This window comes from Sphingopyxis sp. NFH-91, assembly GCF_021401285.1.
Taxonomy (GTDB): domain Bacteria; phylum Pseudomonadota; class Alphaproteobacteria; order Sphingomonadales; family Sphingomonadaceae; genus Sphingopyxis; species Sphingopyxis terrae_A.
The window spans coordinates 223,804-240,583 of sequence record NZ_JACBGA010000007.1 but is presented as its reverse complement, the minus strand read 5'-3'; the positions used below and the strand labels follow the sequence as shown (position 1 = coordinate 240,583).

Annotated in this window: 15 protein-coding genes; 7 read left to right on the top strand and 8 right to left on the bottom strand. The window is 62.5% G+C overall.

Annotated elements, in window-relative coordinates; translation table 11 throughout:
* Positions 1-299: 299 nt before the first annotated feature.
* Positions 300-431, bottom strand: a complete 132-nt coding sequence (locus L0963_RS19720; RefSeq protein ID WP_267960734.1) for a hypothetical protein — start codon at positions 429-431, stop codon at positions 300-302.
* Between the two features lie 618 nt (positions 432-1,049).
* Between L0963_RS19720 and L0963_RS16135 the strand changes: the two genes are divergently transcribed.
* Together L0963_RS16135 and L0963_RS16130 are read left to right on the top strand one after the other, a co-directional pair.
* Positions 1,050-1,481 carry a thermonuclease family protein gene (locus L0963_RS16135; RefSeq protein ID WP_062901475.1) on the top strand — a complete coding sequence of 144 codons (432 nt, stop codon included), beginning with the start codon at positions 1,050-1,052 and terminating at the stop codon, positions 1,479-1,481.
* Positions 1,482-1,650: 169 nt separating this feature from the next.
* Positions 1,651-1,962, top strand: coding sequence for an excalibur calcium-binding domain-containing protein (locus tag L0963_RS16130; protein WP_234180504.1), 312 nt, complete (start codon positions 1,651-1,653; stop codon positions 1,960-1,962).
* 245 nt (positions 1,963-2,207) lie between these two features.
* Here the strand turns inward: L0963_RS16130 and L0963_RS16125 are convergent, their stop codons facing one another.
* From L0963_RS16125 to L0963_RS16095, 7 genes are all read right to left on the bottom strand, one after another.
* Complete coding sequence (locus tag L0963_RS16125; RefSeq protein WP_186401526.1) at positions 2,208-3,878, bottom strand: flavin-containing monooxygenase; 1,671 nt, start codon at positions 3,876-3,878, stop codon at positions 2,208-2,210.
* Positions 3,879-3,929: 51 nt separating this feature from the next.
* The gene (locus L0963_RS16120; protein WP_234180502.1) at positions 3,930-5,096 is read right to left on the bottom strand and encodes a CaiB/BaiF CoA transferase family protein; all 1,167 of its coding nucleotides are present in this window, start codon (positions 5,094-5,096) and stop codon (positions 3,930-3,932) included.
* A 256-nt stretch (positions 5,097-5,352) separates the two neighbouring features.
* Positions 5,353-6,057 (bottom strand): TetR/AcrR family transcriptional regulator, encoded by a 705-nt coding sequence (locus L0963_RS16115; protein ID WP_234180500.1) that lies wholly within the window; start codon positions 6,055-6,057, stop codon positions 5,353-5,355.
* Positions 6,054-7,685, bottom strand: a complete 1,632-nt coding sequence (locus L0963_RS16110; protein ID WP_234180499.1) for a long-chain-fatty-acid--CoA ligase — start codon at positions 7,683-7,685, stop codon at positions 6,054-6,056. The genes L0963_RS16115 and L0963_RS16110 overlap by 4 nt, the downstream gene beginning before the upstream one ends.
* Positions 7,685-8,716: a phosphotransferase family protein gene (locus L0963_RS16105; RefSeq protein WP_186401524.1), complete on the bottom strand. Its 1,032-nt coding sequence runs from the start codon at positions 8,714-8,716 to the stop codon at positions 7,685-7,687. Before L0963_RS16105 ends, L0963_RS16110 begins: the two co-directional genes overlap by 1 nt.
* Positions 8,704-9,438, bottom strand: a complete 735-nt coding sequence (locus L0963_RS16100; RefSeq protein ID WP_186401523.1) for an SDR family NAD(P)-dependent oxidoreductase — start codon at positions 9,436-9,438, stop codon at positions 8,704-8,706. Before L0963_RS16100 ends, L0963_RS16105 begins: the two co-directional genes overlap by 13 nt.
* 11 nt (positions 9,439-9,449) lie before the next feature.
* Positions 9,450-11,717, bottom strand: a complete 2,268-nt coding sequence (locus L0963_RS16095; protein ID WP_234180496.1) for a TonB-dependent receptor — start codon at positions 11,715-11,717, stop codon at positions 9,450-9,452.
* 271 nt (positions 11,718-11,988) lie between these two features.
* On the opposite strand from L0963_RS16095, the gene L0963_RS16090 reads away from it, so the two are divergent.
* From L0963_RS16090 to L0963_RS16070, 5 genes are read left to right on the top strand one after another with little or no spacing between them, the layout of a single operon-like run.
* The gene (locus tag L0963_RS16090) at positions 11,989-12,741 is read left to right on the top strand and encodes a glucose 1-dehydrogenase (protein ID WP_186401521.1); all 753 of its coding nucleotides are present in this window, start codon (positions 11,989-11,991) and stop codon (positions 12,739-12,741) included.
* A gap of 31 nt (positions 12,742-12,772) precedes the next feature.
* Entirely contained in the window at positions 12,773-14,065 is a 1,293-nt protein-coding gene (locus L0963_RS16085) for an acyl-CoA dehydrogenase family protein (RefSeq protein ID WP_217372869.1), read from the top strand.
* 25 nt (positions 14,066-14,090) lie between these two features.
* Complete coding sequence (locus L0963_RS16080; protein WP_217372870.1) at positions 14,091-14,558, top strand: nuclear transport factor 2 family protein; 468 nt, start codon at positions 14,091-14,093, stop codon at positions 14,556-14,558.
* An 8-nt stretch (positions 14,559-14,566) separates the two neighbouring features.
* On the top strand, positions 14,567-15,373 hold the full coding sequence (locus L0963_RS16075; RefSeq protein ID WP_217372871.1) for an alpha/beta fold hydrolase: 807 nt from the start codon (positions 14,567-14,569) through the stop codon (positions 15,371-15,373).
* On the top strand, positions 15,370-16,515 hold the full coding sequence (locus tag L0963_RS16070) for an oxidoreductase (protein ID WP_217372872.1): 1,146 nt from the start codon (positions 15,370-15,372) through the stop codon (positions 16,513-16,515). Before L0963_RS16075 ends, L0963_RS16070 begins: the two co-directional genes overlap by 4 nt.
* Positions 16,516-16,780: the final 265 nt, after the last annotated feature.

The following is a 16,780-nucleotide window of genomic DNA, read 5'->3' as shown; positions in this document are numbered from 1 at the left end:
CTGGAAACAATCGGCTCGGTGACCCATAATCCCATAGTCAGCCTGCCAGCACTGGCTGCCTGACCCGAACCCGATCCTGCCGCGGATCGACGGTTCCTACACCACCCCCTGGGACACGACCGAGAGAACCGATCCGCTGCGCTTGGTTCAAGTGTGAAATAGCGATCTGAAGCCAAATCCAGAAATATGAAACCATTGCCCGTTCGGCACCAGTACGTTGCGGCGGAGGCAGGCTTTCCCATGAGAAAGTATCCGAGCGAAAGTGGCGTGCAGTGCCGAGACCGCACGCCACGCATCGATCAATCGTCGGCGCTGATACCGCCAAGGATGAAGCGATCGCCAGGCTGCACGTCCGGCTGGCCCGCCGGCAGCGCGCCATGGGTTTCGTCCTGGGCGGCGCCGAGGTCGATGATGTCGTCATGCGTGTTCATGTCACATTCCTTTTCAGCATTGCGACCGAGATGAGTCGCATGAGAAAAGTATGTTTTGCGGAAAGCCGTTTCCAACTTATAATTCAATTATTATTGGCAACATGGATCCACGTAAAAAGCGACCGAGCTAGGGAAATACACGTCGGGGCGCATACCGCTACCTTTAGCTTTCGCCTGGACATGCGTAGCGGAACCCGGTCACACACTTCATTGATTTCGAAGTGCGGGTTTTTATTCAGGATTATATGGTCGATTGGCAACGACAACCGGAACCGGAATTGGATGTTTCAGCGTTCGCGGTCAACGGCGTGAGCTCCGGAGGCCGGGAACAGCCGCGCCGGCCTGGTCGAGCCCTGACATGCGCCGGATCGATTGCCAGCAACTGCGGGACAGCGTCTGAATTAATATCAAGACAAGGCGGCAGGGCAAGAATGGTCGCGGTCGCCCTGAGCCCCAACGGAGCGACGATTATGCTGCCGGCATGCTTGCGGCCTTGCTCGTGGAGATCGTGGACGAGAGCAGCCGCATGGTGATATCGACCGAGGTGAAGCCCCAAAGCCATGGCGTGTGCGATGTCTGGGGCATTGACGAGCCTTGGCCGGAAGGATGCGAGCCGAAATGATAATTGCGCTTGTTCTCGCGGCCGCGGTCGTTCCTGCGGGCCAATCCTTCGATTGCACGCCCACGGCCGTTTGGGATGGCGACGGGCCGATCTGGTGCGCCGAAGGGCCGCACATTCGCCTGTCGGGCATCGCGGCGCGCGAAATGGACGGCTCATGCCGTCCCGGCCACCCCTGCCCGGCCGCCGACCCCGTTGCCGCCCGCGATCATCTCGCCGAGCTCGTTGGCACGCCGCAGGGCAAGTTGCGAACCGGCCATGTGAAAGTCAGCGGCCCGACGATGCACTGCCGCTCCGCGGGCGGCGCCGGGGGAAACCGGACAGCGGCCTTTTGCGTTTCGCCGAAGTCGGGGGATCTTTCGTGCGCAATGGTGCGGAACGGATATGCTGCCAAGTGGGACCGCTATTGGCAGGGGCATCGCTGCCCATGAAGGATCGCGCCACCGTCGCTATCGGCCTGGCGCTCGCGACCGCCGCAGTCGGGACCTCGCCTACGCTGTCTGAAGGCGGCTCGTCGGCTGAATCGACTCTTTAACCCCTTCGTGGCAGTCTTCCGACATGGGCAAGAGGGGCAACAGCAACATAGGAACGATTGCGCTCGTGGCGCTGTTTGCGTTCGTTGCCGGCAAGCTGTCGAGTGAAGATCCGAAGCGCAGCGCATACGTGGCACCCCAGGCTCTTGTTGGCCAGGCGCCAGCCAATTACGATCCCAGCGCCTCTTATGCCGAGCCCGAGCCCTTTGCGCTCCAGCCGCAGCGCTTTGTCTCGGACGAACCGCAACGGGCCTTCGGAAGTCGGCCCTTTCGCAATTGCCGGGAAGCACGCGCGGCTGGCGCTTCTCCTGTTCGCATCGGCGATCCCGGCTATGCGCCGCGGCTCGATCGCGATGGCGACGGCATCGGTTGCGAGTGATATCGCCCGAGTATGAACTGTAGGCCTGTGCGCTCCACGCCGAGAAGGAGCACGTGGGCGCGCAGGCCACAGTTCATCGCCGAGCGGGTGCATGTCTCGGCCATGACGCGCGACATCTTGGACGTCGAGCGTTGGCGGGCGATCGCCGATAGCTTCAATCAACTTCAAGCGGCCAATGCGTGACTGCCTCACGGAGCGTTCCATCTCGCCACCGCCGAATACTGTTTCAAATTTGCCCGCGCCGCCTAGGCGCGACTTCTGAACTCCAACTCCGGGAAACCCTCGGCCGCCGACTGATCGAGCGCGTCATAATATAGGTTGGCGCCGCCGAAATAGATCAGCACGCGTGCACCCTTGTCGTCGCGATTGGCGCCCATCATCCATGAATTGACCTTGTCGCCTTCGGCCATCAGTGTCTGGCCATGGATATTCGCGGTCGCCGCGGTCCATTCGCGTTCCGCAGCTTCGCGTGGTTCGAAGATATCGAACCCTTCATTTTCCATCTTGGCGATGCAGCGCGAGATCCAGATGGCATTCTGCTCGATTGAGGTCGGCAGGTTGGCGAATGGCGCCTGCGGACCAGTGACGACGAACATGTTGGGGAAGCCGGCGACGCATACCCCCATGATCGACGAGGATTCGACCTGCCATTTTTCCCGCAGCGTCTGCCCTCCTTCGCCGCGGATGGGAAACGCTTCCAGCGCGCCGGTATAGGCCTTGAAGCCGGTCGCCAGCACGATGATGTCGAATTCATAATCGGCAAGCGTAGTGCGCACCCCCGTCTCGGTAATCTCGACCAGAGGCTCGCGCTTCTTGATATCGACCAGATGGACATTATCGCGGTTGAAGGCTTCGAAATAGCCATGGTCGAGCGGCGGGCGCTTGGCGAACAACGGATAATCGTCAAAGCTTGGCGTCAGCAGGTCGGCGATCGCGGGATCCTTGACCCGCTCGCGCATCTTGGCAGCGATGAAATCGCCTGCGATCCGGTTGGCTTCGGGGCTGGCAAGCAGATCGTCGAAGGTTTCGAACACCCAGCGGAAACTACCGGTCCAGTTTTCCTCGAAAATCCGCTGCCGTTCCTCTGGCGGAGTATCCAGGACGTTGCGCCCGACCGGACTGTCAAAGGCCATGCCGAAGACATGGTTGCGGCACTTGGCCACGATCGCCGGGTAATTATCCTTGATCTCCTTCTCCCACTCGGCAGTCATCTCTTTCTGCATCGCGGGCAGGACGTAGTTGGGCGTGCGTTGGAACACCGTCACGCTTGCTGCGGTTTCCGCAACGACCGGTAGCATCTGGACGGTGGTCGCGCCCGCACCGATGATGCCAACCTTTTTGCCCGCATAATCGAGCCCCTCTTGCGGCCAGCGCGAGGAATGAAAGATCGGTCCTTGAAAGCGATCCATCCCTGGGATTTTCGGAATCATCGGTTCCGAGATCATCCCCATACCGCTGATGAAATATTTGCACGTATAGACGTCACCGTCGCCCGTCGTGACCCGCCAGCACCCGTGCGAGGCCTCATATTCGGCTTCGACAATTTCGGTGTTCAACTGGATGTGCGGCCACATGTCACACCTGTCGGCGACGAAGCGCATGTAATTTTGCGTTTCCTCGCGGCCTGGATAGCGCTTGGACCACGACCATTCCTGCAACAATTCTGGCGAGAAGGTCAGGCAGTAATAATAGCTTTCGCTGTCGGTCGCAGCGCCCGGATAGCGGTTCCAGGCCCAGGTGCCGCCTATATCGGACGCACGGTCGAACACGCGGATATTCAGCCCGATCTCGCGGAGGTAATGGATCAGCGCCAGTCCGGCAAAGCCGGCACCGATGACGATCGCATCATAATCGAACGCCTCTCGGTCGTCGCGATTTCGGGTGGCCAGGCTTGTATCGGCGTTCGTCGTCGTCATCACTCTCTCCAATCATCCGACGGCGCCTTGTCCGACGCTCGTCATTTTGCCTCAGGGTTCCTGTCGCACCGCCACCCGATCGGGGTCGGCGACCCCGATCTCGGCCAGAATCTCGCTTCGCGCCGAATCACGCCGCCACATCGTCGGCACGACGACCTCGGTGTCGCCGAAACGCGGCGCCGGATGCGGCTGCAGCCGCCCGTCGGCCTCCAGATAGCTGCCCCGCGCCCGGTTGTGCGCGTGCGTCGGGGCTTCGGCCATGGTCAGCACTTCGGTGTAGCAGCAATCGCGCAACTGCAATTTGTCCGTCCAGGCAGCCCGGGGTGCCGAGGCAAAAATCTCTGCCAGCCGCGCCTTCATCGCCGGCCAGCGGCTCTGGTCGTGCTGCGCCGCGAACAGGGGGTCGCCCGTAAGCCCCAGCGCGTCAATCAACCGCGCGTAAAATTGTGTCTCGATCGCGCCGACCGCGACAAACTTCCCGTCGGCGCAAGCATAGCAGGCATAGAAGGGGGCTCCGCCGTCGAGCAGGTTCCGGCCGCGCCCCTCGTCCCACATCCCGTTATGGGCGAGCGACCACATTCCCGCCATCAGCGCCGCCGATCCTTCGGCCATGCTGCAATCGATCACACGTCCCCTGCCGCTCTGCCGCGCCGCCAGCAGCGCCGCGACGAACCCGAAGGCGAGCATCATCCCCCCGCCGCCATAATCGCCGATCAGGTTCAGCGGCGGCGGCGGCGGCTCGCCCTCGCTGCCCAGCGCGCCGAGGCAGCCGTTGAGCGAGATGTAATTGAGGTCGTGTCCTGCCATGTCGGACAACGGGCCTTCCTGCCCCCACCCGGTCATCCGGCCATAGACGAGCGCCGGATTGCGCTGCATCAATATATCGGGACCAAGTCCCAGCCGCTCTGCCACGCCTGGCCGGAACCCCTCGATCAGGCCGTCGGCGGTTTCGGCCAGCCGGGAAACGATCTCGACCGCCTCGGGCTGCTTGAGGTCGAGGGTGATCGAGCGCCGCGAGCGCAGCAGCACGTCTCGACCCTGATCCTGGGCCAGCGGGTCGCTGCCGCCGGGGCGATCGATACGAATGACCTCGGCACCATGGTCGGCGAGCATCATGCCGCAAAAGGGGGCAGGACCGATGCCCGCCAATTCGATGACCCGCACGCCATCGAGTACCGGCCGCATCGAGGTCGTATCGAGGCGCTGGACAGGCGTCATAGGGGCCGCTTTCGGGCGATATGATAGCGCTGCCTGCATCGAGCGGCGCGCGTCGCACGCGCGAGCGAATGGCTTACCATGCTCTGCAACGGCACCAGATCGACAGCCCGGGCCAAGCCAACTCTCCCAATAAACCGGCGCCGCCATCGGCATCCGTCTCATTTATTTGCTAGCGTCTAGCAAATGAAATATCAAGCGTAAAACTGGTTGGTTATTATCTTGATTTTATTAATTTAAATGAGATTCGCCAAGCGAATCAATATGCGATGCCAAAGGCCTTGGCGGTGGAGCGGCGGAACGCTTCGAACTGTTTAGGCAGATCGACGCTGCCGGGTGCGACCAGCCACTGATAAATCGTCCCGAAGATGAAACTGCAAAAGCCGAAAGCATAGCATTCGGCATCGACCGACGGGTCGATCTCGCCGCTTGCGATACCTTCCTTCACCCAATGCGCCACGTCGCGGCGATAAATTTCGTGATACGCTGCAAGATGGTCGCGCACATCATTGTGCGAGCTGATCGATTCAAACCACAGGATGTACATCGCCTGCATGTAACCCGAATGGCTTGCCAGAAAGCCCTCGACCGCGCGCAAGGCCGCCAGACACGCCTGCGCGCCGCCGCGGGTGCCCACCTTGTTCGCCAGCTCCTGCGTCCAGCCGGTGTTGAAGTGCAACACCAGTTGCCCGAACAGTGCATCCTTCGAACCGAAACGGCTCGATGCCAGTCCGCGCGAATAGCCGGCGCGTTCGCCGACCGCCTTCAACGTCGTCGCGTGGGTTCCTTGTTCGATGATCAATTGCATCGCGGCATCGAACATGCGCGCATCGGACAGCGCAGTGCGCTCCGCCTGGGTGCGGCGACTGGCGCGCGGCTTGGCGCGTCCCTTGACGGGCTCGACGCGATGGCTGGTCACTTCGCGCAGCGACGCCTTGCCTTTCATCGAAGACGGTGCGTTCATGAAAATTCGTCAACCCTTTCAAAACCCGTCCGGCCGTTTGCGACCGCGGCACGCAGGGCCTGCTTGTCAATCTTGCCGACGCTGGTCAATGGTAGCCTGTCGGCATGCGCCCAATATTCGGGAATCCAGAAGCGCGCGACCCGGCCCTGCAACGCCGATCGCAGACCCGCAAAATCGGGACGGGTGCCGTCGATAGTGGTGACGATTGCCAGCGGCCGCTCCTCCCAGCGTGGGTCGGCAATGCCGATCACCGCGGCCAGATCGACCCCGGGCAGGCTCGCGACATGGTTCTCGAGCTCGGCCGACGGAATCCATTCGCCACCCGATTTGATCAAATCCTTCAGCCGGTCGGTGACCTGGACATAACCACGTTCGTCGATCGTCCCGGCATCGCCGGTGTCGAGCCAGCCGTCGCCGGTCAGGACGCCTGCACCGGCGCCGCGGTGATAACCGCGCGCGATCCACGCCCCGCGCAACTGCAGTCGACCGACGCTCCGGCCGTCCTCGGAAACCGGTTGGCCTGCGTCGTCGACCAGCCGCACCCGGACCCCCGCCACCGGACGCCCACTTTTGGCGCGCAGGCGGCGTGCCTCGTCGGGCGGAGCATCGGCGGGCGGATGCGACAGCACACACAGCGGGCTGGTTTCGGTCATGCCCCAACCCTGGATCAACGGGATAGCCCAGCGGCGCTCGACATCGCGGATCAGCCCCTCCGACACCGCCGATCCGCCAGCCACGATAACCCGAAAGCTGGTCATATCGACCGGATCGCTCGCATCGGCGAGCAGCAGGTCGTTGAGGATCGTGGGAACGGTCGCGGTAAAGGTCGGCGCGGTCGCGCGGATCATCGCGCGGATCGCCTCGGGCTGCAAATGGGGGCCCGGCAGCACGAAGTCAGCCCCGGCGAGCCAGCCAGAAAAGGGCAGGCCCCACGCATTGGCGTGAAACATCGGCGGCAGCAGCAGAATCGTATCGCTCTCGCGAAGCGCAAAGGCATTGGCCGCCATCGACGCCATACTGTGCAGGAAAATGGTGCGATGCGAATAGACGACCCCCTTGGGATCGCCTGTCGTTCCTGATGTATAGCAGGTCGCCGCAGCGGCGGCTTCATCGGGAACCGGAAAATCGGCAAGCGGCGCGTGCTCGGCAACGAAGGCCTCATAAGGCGTCCAGGGTTTTTCCAACTCCGCGAGTCCAGTCGTATCGCCGGTGACGATGATACGCACTAGCTTGTCCGACGCGTTCATTTGCGGCAGCAGTCCCGCCAGCAGCGAACCGTCGGCGATCAGAAACGCGTCCTCGGCATCGGCGATGATATAACGCAGCTGATCGGGATGCAGGCGCAGGTTGAGCGTGTGCAGGACCGCCCCCATCGCGGGAACGGCCAGATAGGCCTCGAAATGCGCAAAATCATTCCAGCTGAGCGTCGCGACGCGGGTGTTCGGCCCGACGCCTGCGGCCTGCAACGCCGCCGCCAGCCGGCGCGCGCGTTCGGCGGTCTCGGCATAACTGCGCCATGTCACCTGTTCGCCATCGAACAGTCCGATGCGGCTGTTTGCGTGAATCCGCTCGCCATGCGCCATGATCGTCGCAGTGCCCAGCGGCTCGTGCATCATGGTCGCGTCCATCACGCCATCCCCTCAGCCGCGGCGATCCGCCGTGCGGCTTCCAGCAATGCAGGAACGTCCTTCTCCAATCCGCGCTCATAGGAGCCATCGACCTGACCCTGCCGAAACAGTCCATAAGCGCCTTCGACGATCGCGGCGAGCCGCCAAAGCGCGAATGCCTGGAAATATCCCAGATGGTCGATCGACAGCCCGGTCGCATTCGACCAGCGCTGCGCCAGCTGCGAACCCGTCACCACGCCGGAAAGGTTCGACACGCGCTGGACGAAGGCGAAGCCGAGCGGCAGACGTTCGTCGCGGTTCCACATCGCGGTGACCAGCCCGACATCGACCATTGGATCGGCGAGCGTCGCCATCTCCCAATCGAGAATCGCCCGCACTTCCGGTGCATCGGGGGCCAACAGAAGGTTGTCGAGGTGATAATCGCAATGAACGATGCGCACTGCTTCCGGCTCCGGAGCGTTCTCCGCTAGCCAGGCGCCGATCGCCTCGATCAGCGGAAGGTCGCGGACGGCATGGGCGGATCGCACCGCCCGCCACCGCTCGATTTGACGGACCACGAAGTTTCGCGCCTTTTCGATGTCGCCCAGACCGGCGGGCACCGGCGCGATCGCATGGACGCTCGCCAGCGCGTCGATGAGGGCGTGGCCGATCGTATCGCGCGTCGCGACGGTGTCGGGATAGGCGGGCGGCAGGGCGTCGGTGATCGCCGTGCCGCCGACAAACCGGGTCAGCGAAAAGGGCGCGCCGAGCACCGCCGGATCGTCGCAAAAGAGGATCGGTTCCGCAACTGGCGCCCTGCCGGCGATTGCCGAGGTAACTCGATACTCGCGCGCAATGCCTGCAGCCGCCAGGTCCGACACGGTATCCGCGGGCGGATGGCGAAGCACCATTGGTCCTTGCGCGGTTTCGACCAGACTGGTCACATTGGCATTGCCGCCCGTCAGCCGCCGAACGATCCGTGCTTCGGAAATTCCGGCTTCACGCTCCAACCAGCGGGAAAGCCGCTCGGCCGGATCGCTTACAACCTGCACAGAAGTCCGCCGTCGTTCGAGATGATTGATCCGGTCATGTAGGGCGACCCCGCGACCCACCAGACGACGTCGGCGAGTTCCTCGGCGGTGCCTTCGCGGCCGAGCGGGATGCTGGCGACCAGCTTGGCCTTGGCGCGCGCCGAAATGCCCGCGGTCATCTCGGTCGCGGTAAAACCCGGAATGACATAATTGACACGGATCCCACGCCGCGCGAGTTCGACCGCCAGCACTTGCGTCAGCCCGGCCAGTCCCGCCTTTGACGCGCCATAGGCGGCGTCGCCGGCAAAGCCGCGCAGGCCGACGACCGCGCCGATGTTCACTATCGATCCGCCTGCGCCCATATGCGGCAAGGCACCGCGCACGAAGTTGAGCGGCCCCGAAAGGTTGGTATCGAGCACCGCCTGCCAATCGCCCTGCGCCAGCGAACCGATCAGTCCGCCGCGATGCAGGCCGGCGTTGTTGATCAGGACATCGATCCCGCCCCACCGCTTGGCAATTTCCGCACAGCAATCCGTGACCGATGCCGGATCGGTCACGTCGGCAGCCACCCCGATCGCGGCCTTGCCGATCGCTTTCGCCCGGGCTTCGATATCGGCGCCGCGCGCTACCAGCGCTACGCGATCACCCTTGCCGGCCGCCAGCCGGGCAATCGCCAGGCCCAAGCCTCGCGATGCCCCGGTGACGACCCATCGGCGCGGCGCAGCTTTCGTCGGTGTCGTCATCGCCGGTTCGCTCAGAAGGTCTGGGTCACGGCGACACCCCATGTCCGGCGCGGGCGCGGCGCGGCATAGCTCCACACTCCCTGAACATCGTAACCGATCGTCCAACCCTTTTCGTCGGCCAGATTCTTCCCAAATAGGCTGATGGTTGTCCGGTCGAACCGTAAGTTGATCGAAGCATCGACCAAATATTGACCGCTATTACGCAGGTTCGGGTTGTTGAGGAATGTAATCTCGTGCGGGCCGATATAGTGGACGTCGCCCGAGATCCACGCCGACGCGTTGCTGCCGATATCGGCCTCATAGGTGCCTCCAACGCTCCAAGTCCATTTCGGCGCGCGGCGAATCTTGAGGAAGCTAGCGTCGATCGGGGTCCCGGTGCTGTAGATGTCGCCCATGAAATCCTTATATTTTGCATCGAGATAGCCAATGTTTCCGTTGAGCGTAAAGCCGTCGACGGGGCGCGCGGTCAGATCGAGCTCGAAACCCTTGAGCTCGGCTGACGCAGCGTTGATCGTTCGGTTTTCGCGTCCGGTCGAGGTTCCCGGCGCCGGGACGTCGAGGTCCTGCTGCATGTCGTTATATTTCATCAGGAAGGCGGCGCCGTTCAGGCGCACGCGCCCGTTCGCGAACTCGGTTTTGAAGCCGGCCTCGTAATTGTCGAGGGTTTCGGGGTCATAAGGAATTGTAGCAGCGCCGATCGTCGACGGGCGCCCGTTGAACCCACCACCTCGATAGCCGCGCGACCACAGGGCATATATCATCGCCTGATCGGTAATTTCGTAGCGAAGCGAAACGCGCGGCGTAAATTTCGACCAGCTCGCGCGAACCGGATCGGCCATGACGATCGCGCCTGGCGCCGTTCCGACCGGATTTTCCTCGACCGTCGTGTCGTAAAAGAAGATCGGCAGATCGTTGACGATGCTCGACTTCTTGTCCTTGGTGTAGCGCGCGCCGACCGTCAGTGTCAGCCGATCGACAATTTCGTAGTCGGCTTCGCCATAGATCGCCCACGATTTGTTGGTCTGCCTGACGTCCTGCGCGCTGGTGAGGAGCGCAGGCCCGGCAAAACCGATATAGTTCTTGAGGTTGATCGTGTAGGCCGAATCCCAAAGATAGGCACCGAGAACGAAGCTCAGCGGACCCGATCCGCCCTTCGTCAGGCGCAGCTCGTTGGTCGTCTGCCGCCAGCGCGCCGGCCGATCGGTGTGATAGAGCGTCTGCGGCCCGGCATCGAAATCCTGGTTGATCGCTTCATTGGTTTTCAGCCAGCCGAAAATATAGTCGACCTGCATGTCGGAGCCGAGATCGTAGCTGGCCTTGGCGATGGCCATATCGAGTTTGAATGTCGCGTTCTTTTCAAGCCGGCCATCCGAAACGCTGGTATAGCGGTCACCCGATGTCGGCACCCCCGGGGCAGGCGAACATTGGCTGTAGGCAACGCAGAACAGATCGGTCGGCCGGTTGACCGCCAGAAGTTGGGGCGGATCCTGCCTCGTCTTCTGGTGATCGTAGCTGAGCTGAATGTCGAGCTTGTCGGTAGGTTCGAACAGCAGGGCGCCTGAGACGGCGTAGAATTCCGATCGCTGACCGTTCTGGTTCTGAAAGCTGTTGAAGATATAGCCGTCGGATTTTTCATATGCGCCGCTGACCTTCACCGCAACATTGTCCGACAGTCCGGTGCTGGCGACCCCTTCCACCTTCCAACTGTCAAAGCGGCCATATGTGATCCGGGCCTTGCCGGTCAGGTCGTAGGTCGGGCGCGAGCGCGCGAGATTGATGACCCCACCGGTCGCATTGCGTCCGAACAGCGTCCCCTGCGGCCCGCGCAGAACTTCGACACGGTCGATATCGATCGCTTTCAGCAGGCTGCCCGAGCTTTGGCCGATATAGACATCGTCGAACACCACGCCGACCGCGGGATCGACCGATTTCTCGACGTCGGCAACCCCGATGCCGCGAATATAGACTGCAGCTACGCCGCCTGGTCCCTGCTGGGTATCGTCGATCACGATGTTAGGCGACGAGTCGGCAAAATCGCGGACATCAGAATCGAACCGCCGATCAAGCTCGCTCGCCGACAGCGCGCTGATCGATGCCGGCACGTCCTGCATGCTTTCTTCGCGCTTGCGCGCAGTGACGACGATTTCTTCGAGGCCGCCGGACGAAGCGGCCGGCGGTTCGCCACCAGCCTTCTGCGCGCTCGCGGCCGATGCCGGACAGACTACCATTGCGGCGGTGGCGAGCAGGCGCACGGATTTGACGCGATCGATCATGGTCATTTCTCTCCCATCGGCGGGCGTGTGATTTTTCTCGCGGATGCGCTGTGCAAAGCTCGCGAGTCACGCTCCGATTTCAGAATGACCCACTTGGTTGTTTTCGACAAGCAAATTTTGATAGCGCCGCAATTTAGGCAGAAGATGCCGAGGCCATATATTTGTTTAATATCATTTTTTTGCCTATTTTTCGAGATCAAAAATATTGTTGCTTGTTCTCAACTAGTAAGTGTGTAACAAGATTCGCTATCAAAGAGACGGATTGGGAGAGTGCAGAATGACAGGCCGGCTGAACGGTAAGTCGGCGTTGATCTCGGGCGGCGCAAGCGGTCTGGGCGAAGCGCAGGCGATCCTCTATGCCCGCGAAGGCGCCGCGGTGCTGATCGGCGACGTTCAGACCGAAAAGGGCCGGGCGGTGGTCGATACCATCACCGGGGAAGGCGGCAATGCGGCTTTCATTCATCTCGACGTGACCGACGCCGCCAGCTGGGCTGCTGCGGTTGCCGACGCCGTCGCGCGGTTCGGCCAGCTGACGACGCTGGTCAACAATGCCGGCATCTTCCACCCGGGCGGGATCGTGGATGAGACACAGCAAGGCTGGGACCGCATGATCGCGATCAACCAGACCGCGGTCTTTCTGGGGATGAAGGCCGCTGTTCCTGCCCTGCTCGCCGCGGGCAATGCGGCGATCGTCAACATAAGCTCGCTCTACGGCCTGATCGGCAGCCCGAACGCCATTTCCTATCACGCCTCCAAAGCCGCGGTGCGCGTGATGGGCAAAGCAGGCGCTCTCGAATTCGCCAAGCAGGGCATCCGCGTCAACACGATCTTCCCCGGACAGATCAAGACACCGATCCTCGGCGACATCACCCCCGAACAGGATGCGGCGATCAAGGCCTCGATCCCTATGGGCATCGTCGGCGAACCTATGGATATCGCCTATGCCAGCCTCTATCTCGCATCGGACGAAGCGAAATATGTGTCGGGCGCCGAGCTCTGGGTCGATGGCGCATGGTACGCGGGGCAATGAGCGTGGACATGCGCGCAAGGACCCTTGACTGATGGCCTGGGATTTTTCGACCGACCCCGAGTTCGAGGCGCAGCTCGAATGGATGCGCGGTTTCGTGGCCGAAGAGATCGAGCCGCTCGACCTTGTTTTTCGCAACCCCGGCGCGCACGTCGATCCGCGCTCGCCCGCGGCGCGTGCCATGGCGCCGCTGAAGGAAGAGGTCAAACGGCGCGGCCTGTGGGCCTGTCATCTTGGCCCCGAGCTTGGCGGAAAGGGTCTCGGCCAGCTCAAATTGGGTTTGATGAACGAAATTCTCGGCCGCAGCCGCTTCGCGCCGACGGTGTTCGGGACGCAGGCGCCCGATACCGGCAATGCCGAAATTCTCGCGCGCTTCGGGACCGAGGATCAGAAGGCCAAATATCTCCAGCCCCTGCTCGATGGCGAGATCGTCTCCTGCTATTCGATGACCGAGCCTCAGGCCGGCGCCGATCCCGCCGAATTCACCTGCCGGGCGCGCCTCGACGGCGACGAGTGGGTGATCGACGGCGAAAAATGGTTTGCCAGCCACGCCTGTATCGCCGAATTCCTGATCGTCATGGTCATCACCGACCCCGATGTCCCGGTCCATCAGGGCTCGACCATGCTGATCGTGCCGCACGACACCCCTGGATTGGAGATCGTGCGCAACACCGCAGTCGGGCCAAAGGATGAACTCGGAAGTGGCGTCCACGGCTACCTGCGCTTCACCGGTTGCCGCGTGCCGGAGGCGAGCCGCCTTGGCCCGGTTGGCGAGGGCTTCAAGGTCGCACAGTCGCGCCTTGGCGGCGGACGCATCCACCACGCAATGCGAACCGTTGGCATGCTCAACAAGGCGATGGACTATATGACCGAGCGCGTCGTCAGCCGAACCACCAAGGGCGAAAGGCTGGCCGACAAGCAGATGGTGCAGGAGAAAATAGCCGACAGCTATACGCAGATCCTGCAGTTCCGGCTGCATGTGCTCTACGCTGCCTGGCTTCTCGACCGCGACAAGTCCTATACGCGACCGGTACGGCGCGAAATCAGCGCGATCAAGGCAGCGATGCCCGGGGTGCTTAAGGACGTCGTCTATCGGGCGCTGCATCTCCATGGCTCGCTCGGCATGTCGAACGAAACGCCGCTGATGGATATGTGGCAATATGTGCCCGAAATGGGCATTGTCGATGGTCCTACCGAGGTTCACAAAGTCGGGGTCGCAAAGGATATCTTGCGCGATATCCGCCCGTTCGACGGCCCTTTCCCAAGTTATCACGTGCCGACGCGCCTCGCGGCCGCGCGCGAAAAATTTGCCGCTTTTCTCGACTGACGCGCTGCGGCGCAAGGAGCCCGAAATGTCCAAATCTCCTGAATTCGCGCAGCGTCTCGACCGTGTCGAAAGCCGATTTGCGATGCACGATCTCGTCAGCGATTACTGCCACGGCTTCGACAAGCACGATTGGGACCGCTTCAGTGCCATCTGGTGGCCCGACGCGGTGTGGGACATCGGCCCGCCCTTCGGCAAATTCGAGGGGAGCGAAGGCATCGCGCATGTGACCAAGGATATTCTCTGGCCCGCCTGGCTCGCGTCGAGCCATTTCACGACCAATCTTGTCATCGCTTTCGACGGCGACCACCAAGCGACCGGGGTGTGCGACGTCGACTGCATCGGCACCACCGCCGACGAGCAGGCACAGACCGTCAGCGCCAGCTATTTCGATCGGTTCGAGCGTCGCGGCGGGGTTTGGAAGATCGCGCACCGCAAGGTGAAGATGTATCACTTCAACCCGCTGCCTGGCGTGACCTTGTCCGCCCCTGAATAGGAGTTTTCATGGCCTATCTCGACACCGATGACGGCGGTCGCGTCTATTACGAGCATCACCGCGCGCCGGGCCTCGCCGTTGTGCTGATCCACGGTTGGGGCATGTCGGGCGATTATTGGGCCTCGGCGGTCGAGGCGTTGCTTGCCGAGGGCCATGGCGCGATCGTCGTCGATCACCGCGGCTGCGGCCGCTCCGACCGCGACTTCGGCGATATGTCGATCGGCGCGATTGCAGGCGACGTGGCCGCGATCGTCGAACGCTGCGGCGCCCCGCGCGTGGTGCTCAACGGTTGGTCGCTCGGCGGCGCCGTCGCGGTCGCCGCGGCCGATCTGCTGGGCAATCGCGTCGCCGGCCTGATCCTTACCTGCGGCGCGTCGCCGCGCTATGTCCAGGGCGACGGCTTTCCGCACGGCGGGTTGCCCGAGGATGTGCTGGGAATCGGCGCTGCGATCACGGCCGACCGCCCCGGCTTTTTCCGCGCGCTAGCCGAAGGCGCATCGGGCGAAGGCGCAAGCGAAGCGATGATCGGTTGGGTCGAGCGCGGATTCCTGGCCACCGGACCGCGCGCCAGCGACACGCTCGCTGGGCTGGCGACGCTCGACCAGCGCGCCTTGCTGGCATCGTTCGATTTTCCCGTGCTGTCGATCGGCGGCGCGAAAGACAGCATTGCCGACCCAGCCATTGCAGGATTTGCGGCAAATTGTGCCTCGAAAGGCACGCTGCTCACCATGGATACTGGCCATTCGCCGCATCTGGAAAGCCCGTCCGCCTATAATGAGGCGATACTTGCCTTTGTAAGAAAGCTTGACCGATGACCACCGCGCCGCTCGACGATCTTGCCGCCCTGCTCGCTCCCCTGCATGCGCCCTTCGCATGCAAATCGCTGAAAGCGGCTAACCGTTTCTGCATGGCGCCAATGTCGCGCTATTTTGCGCCCGGCGGGGTGCTGACCGACGATGGCGCGGAATATTATCGCCGCCGCGCTGCCGCGGGTATCGGCACGATCATCACCGAAGGAACGGGCGTTGCGATCGACCACACGGTCGCTGCCGACACCATCCCCATCTTCGCCGGCGATACGCCGCTCGTCGCCTGGCAGGCCGCGGTCGATGCGGTCCATGGCGAAGGCGGCATGTTTGTTCCGCAATTATGGCATGTCGGCGGCTGTATCGATTTCAACTACCCCGACGCGCCCCACGCTGAGCTGGTCAGCCCGTCGGGCTTTGCTGGTCCCGACGTGCCGGGCGGCCGGGCGATGACCGACCGCGACATTGCCGACACTATCGCAGCTTTCGCCGAGTCCGCTCGTGCTGCCAAGGCGATCGGTTGCGACGCGATCGAACTGCATGGCGCGCATGGATATATTTTCGACCAATTCTTTTGGGATAAGACCAATTTTCGCGACGACCGCTACGGCGGGCCGGACATCGGTGACCGCGCGACCTTCGCCGCAGAGGTGGTCGCAGCCTGCCGCGCGGCGGTTGGCGAAGAATTTGCGATTATTTTCCGCGTGTCGCAGTGGAAAACCTATGACTATGACGTCAAGCTTGCGCGCGATCCCGACGAATTGCACCGCTGGCTCGACCCCCTCGCACGCGCTGGGGTCGACATCTTCCACGCCTCGCAGCGCCGCTTCTGGGAGCCCGAATACGCGGGCGATGCCAAAAATCTCGGTGGCTGGATCAAGGAAGTGACGGGCAAGCCGGTCATCACCGTGGGGTCGATCGGCATGGACCGCGACCTGATGCAGGATTTCGTCGAAGGGATTTCCTCGCCGATGCTGGGGCGTTTGAAAGATCTGGTTGCGATGTTCGAACGCGGTGAATTCGACCTCGTCGCGCTCGGTCGCGTCCTCCTCGCCGACCCCAACTGGCTGGAGAAAATAGAACAGCATCGCATCGACGAATTGACCCCCTATGATCGCGCGACTGCGCTCAAACAGTATGAACATCATTAAAGATTCTGTTCGAAGTCTGCATAGTCGCTTTGCGGTCCGTCGAACGCGGTCGCAGTTCCCCAAGCTAGACGGAAGCGGTTCGCTGCGGTTCGCTAAGGTCCCCCCGGCTGCGACGGAAATATCTGCCGACGCGTTTGCGCTGCAATAGGCCCCGCGAGACGACCGCACCGTGCTGCCGGGCGGCGGCTCTCACCCAGCGATCTAGGTTGGCTGAGAACTGAGGCGAGCGCTAGATCTGACCGCGGCCGCGCTGAACAGGTCTGAC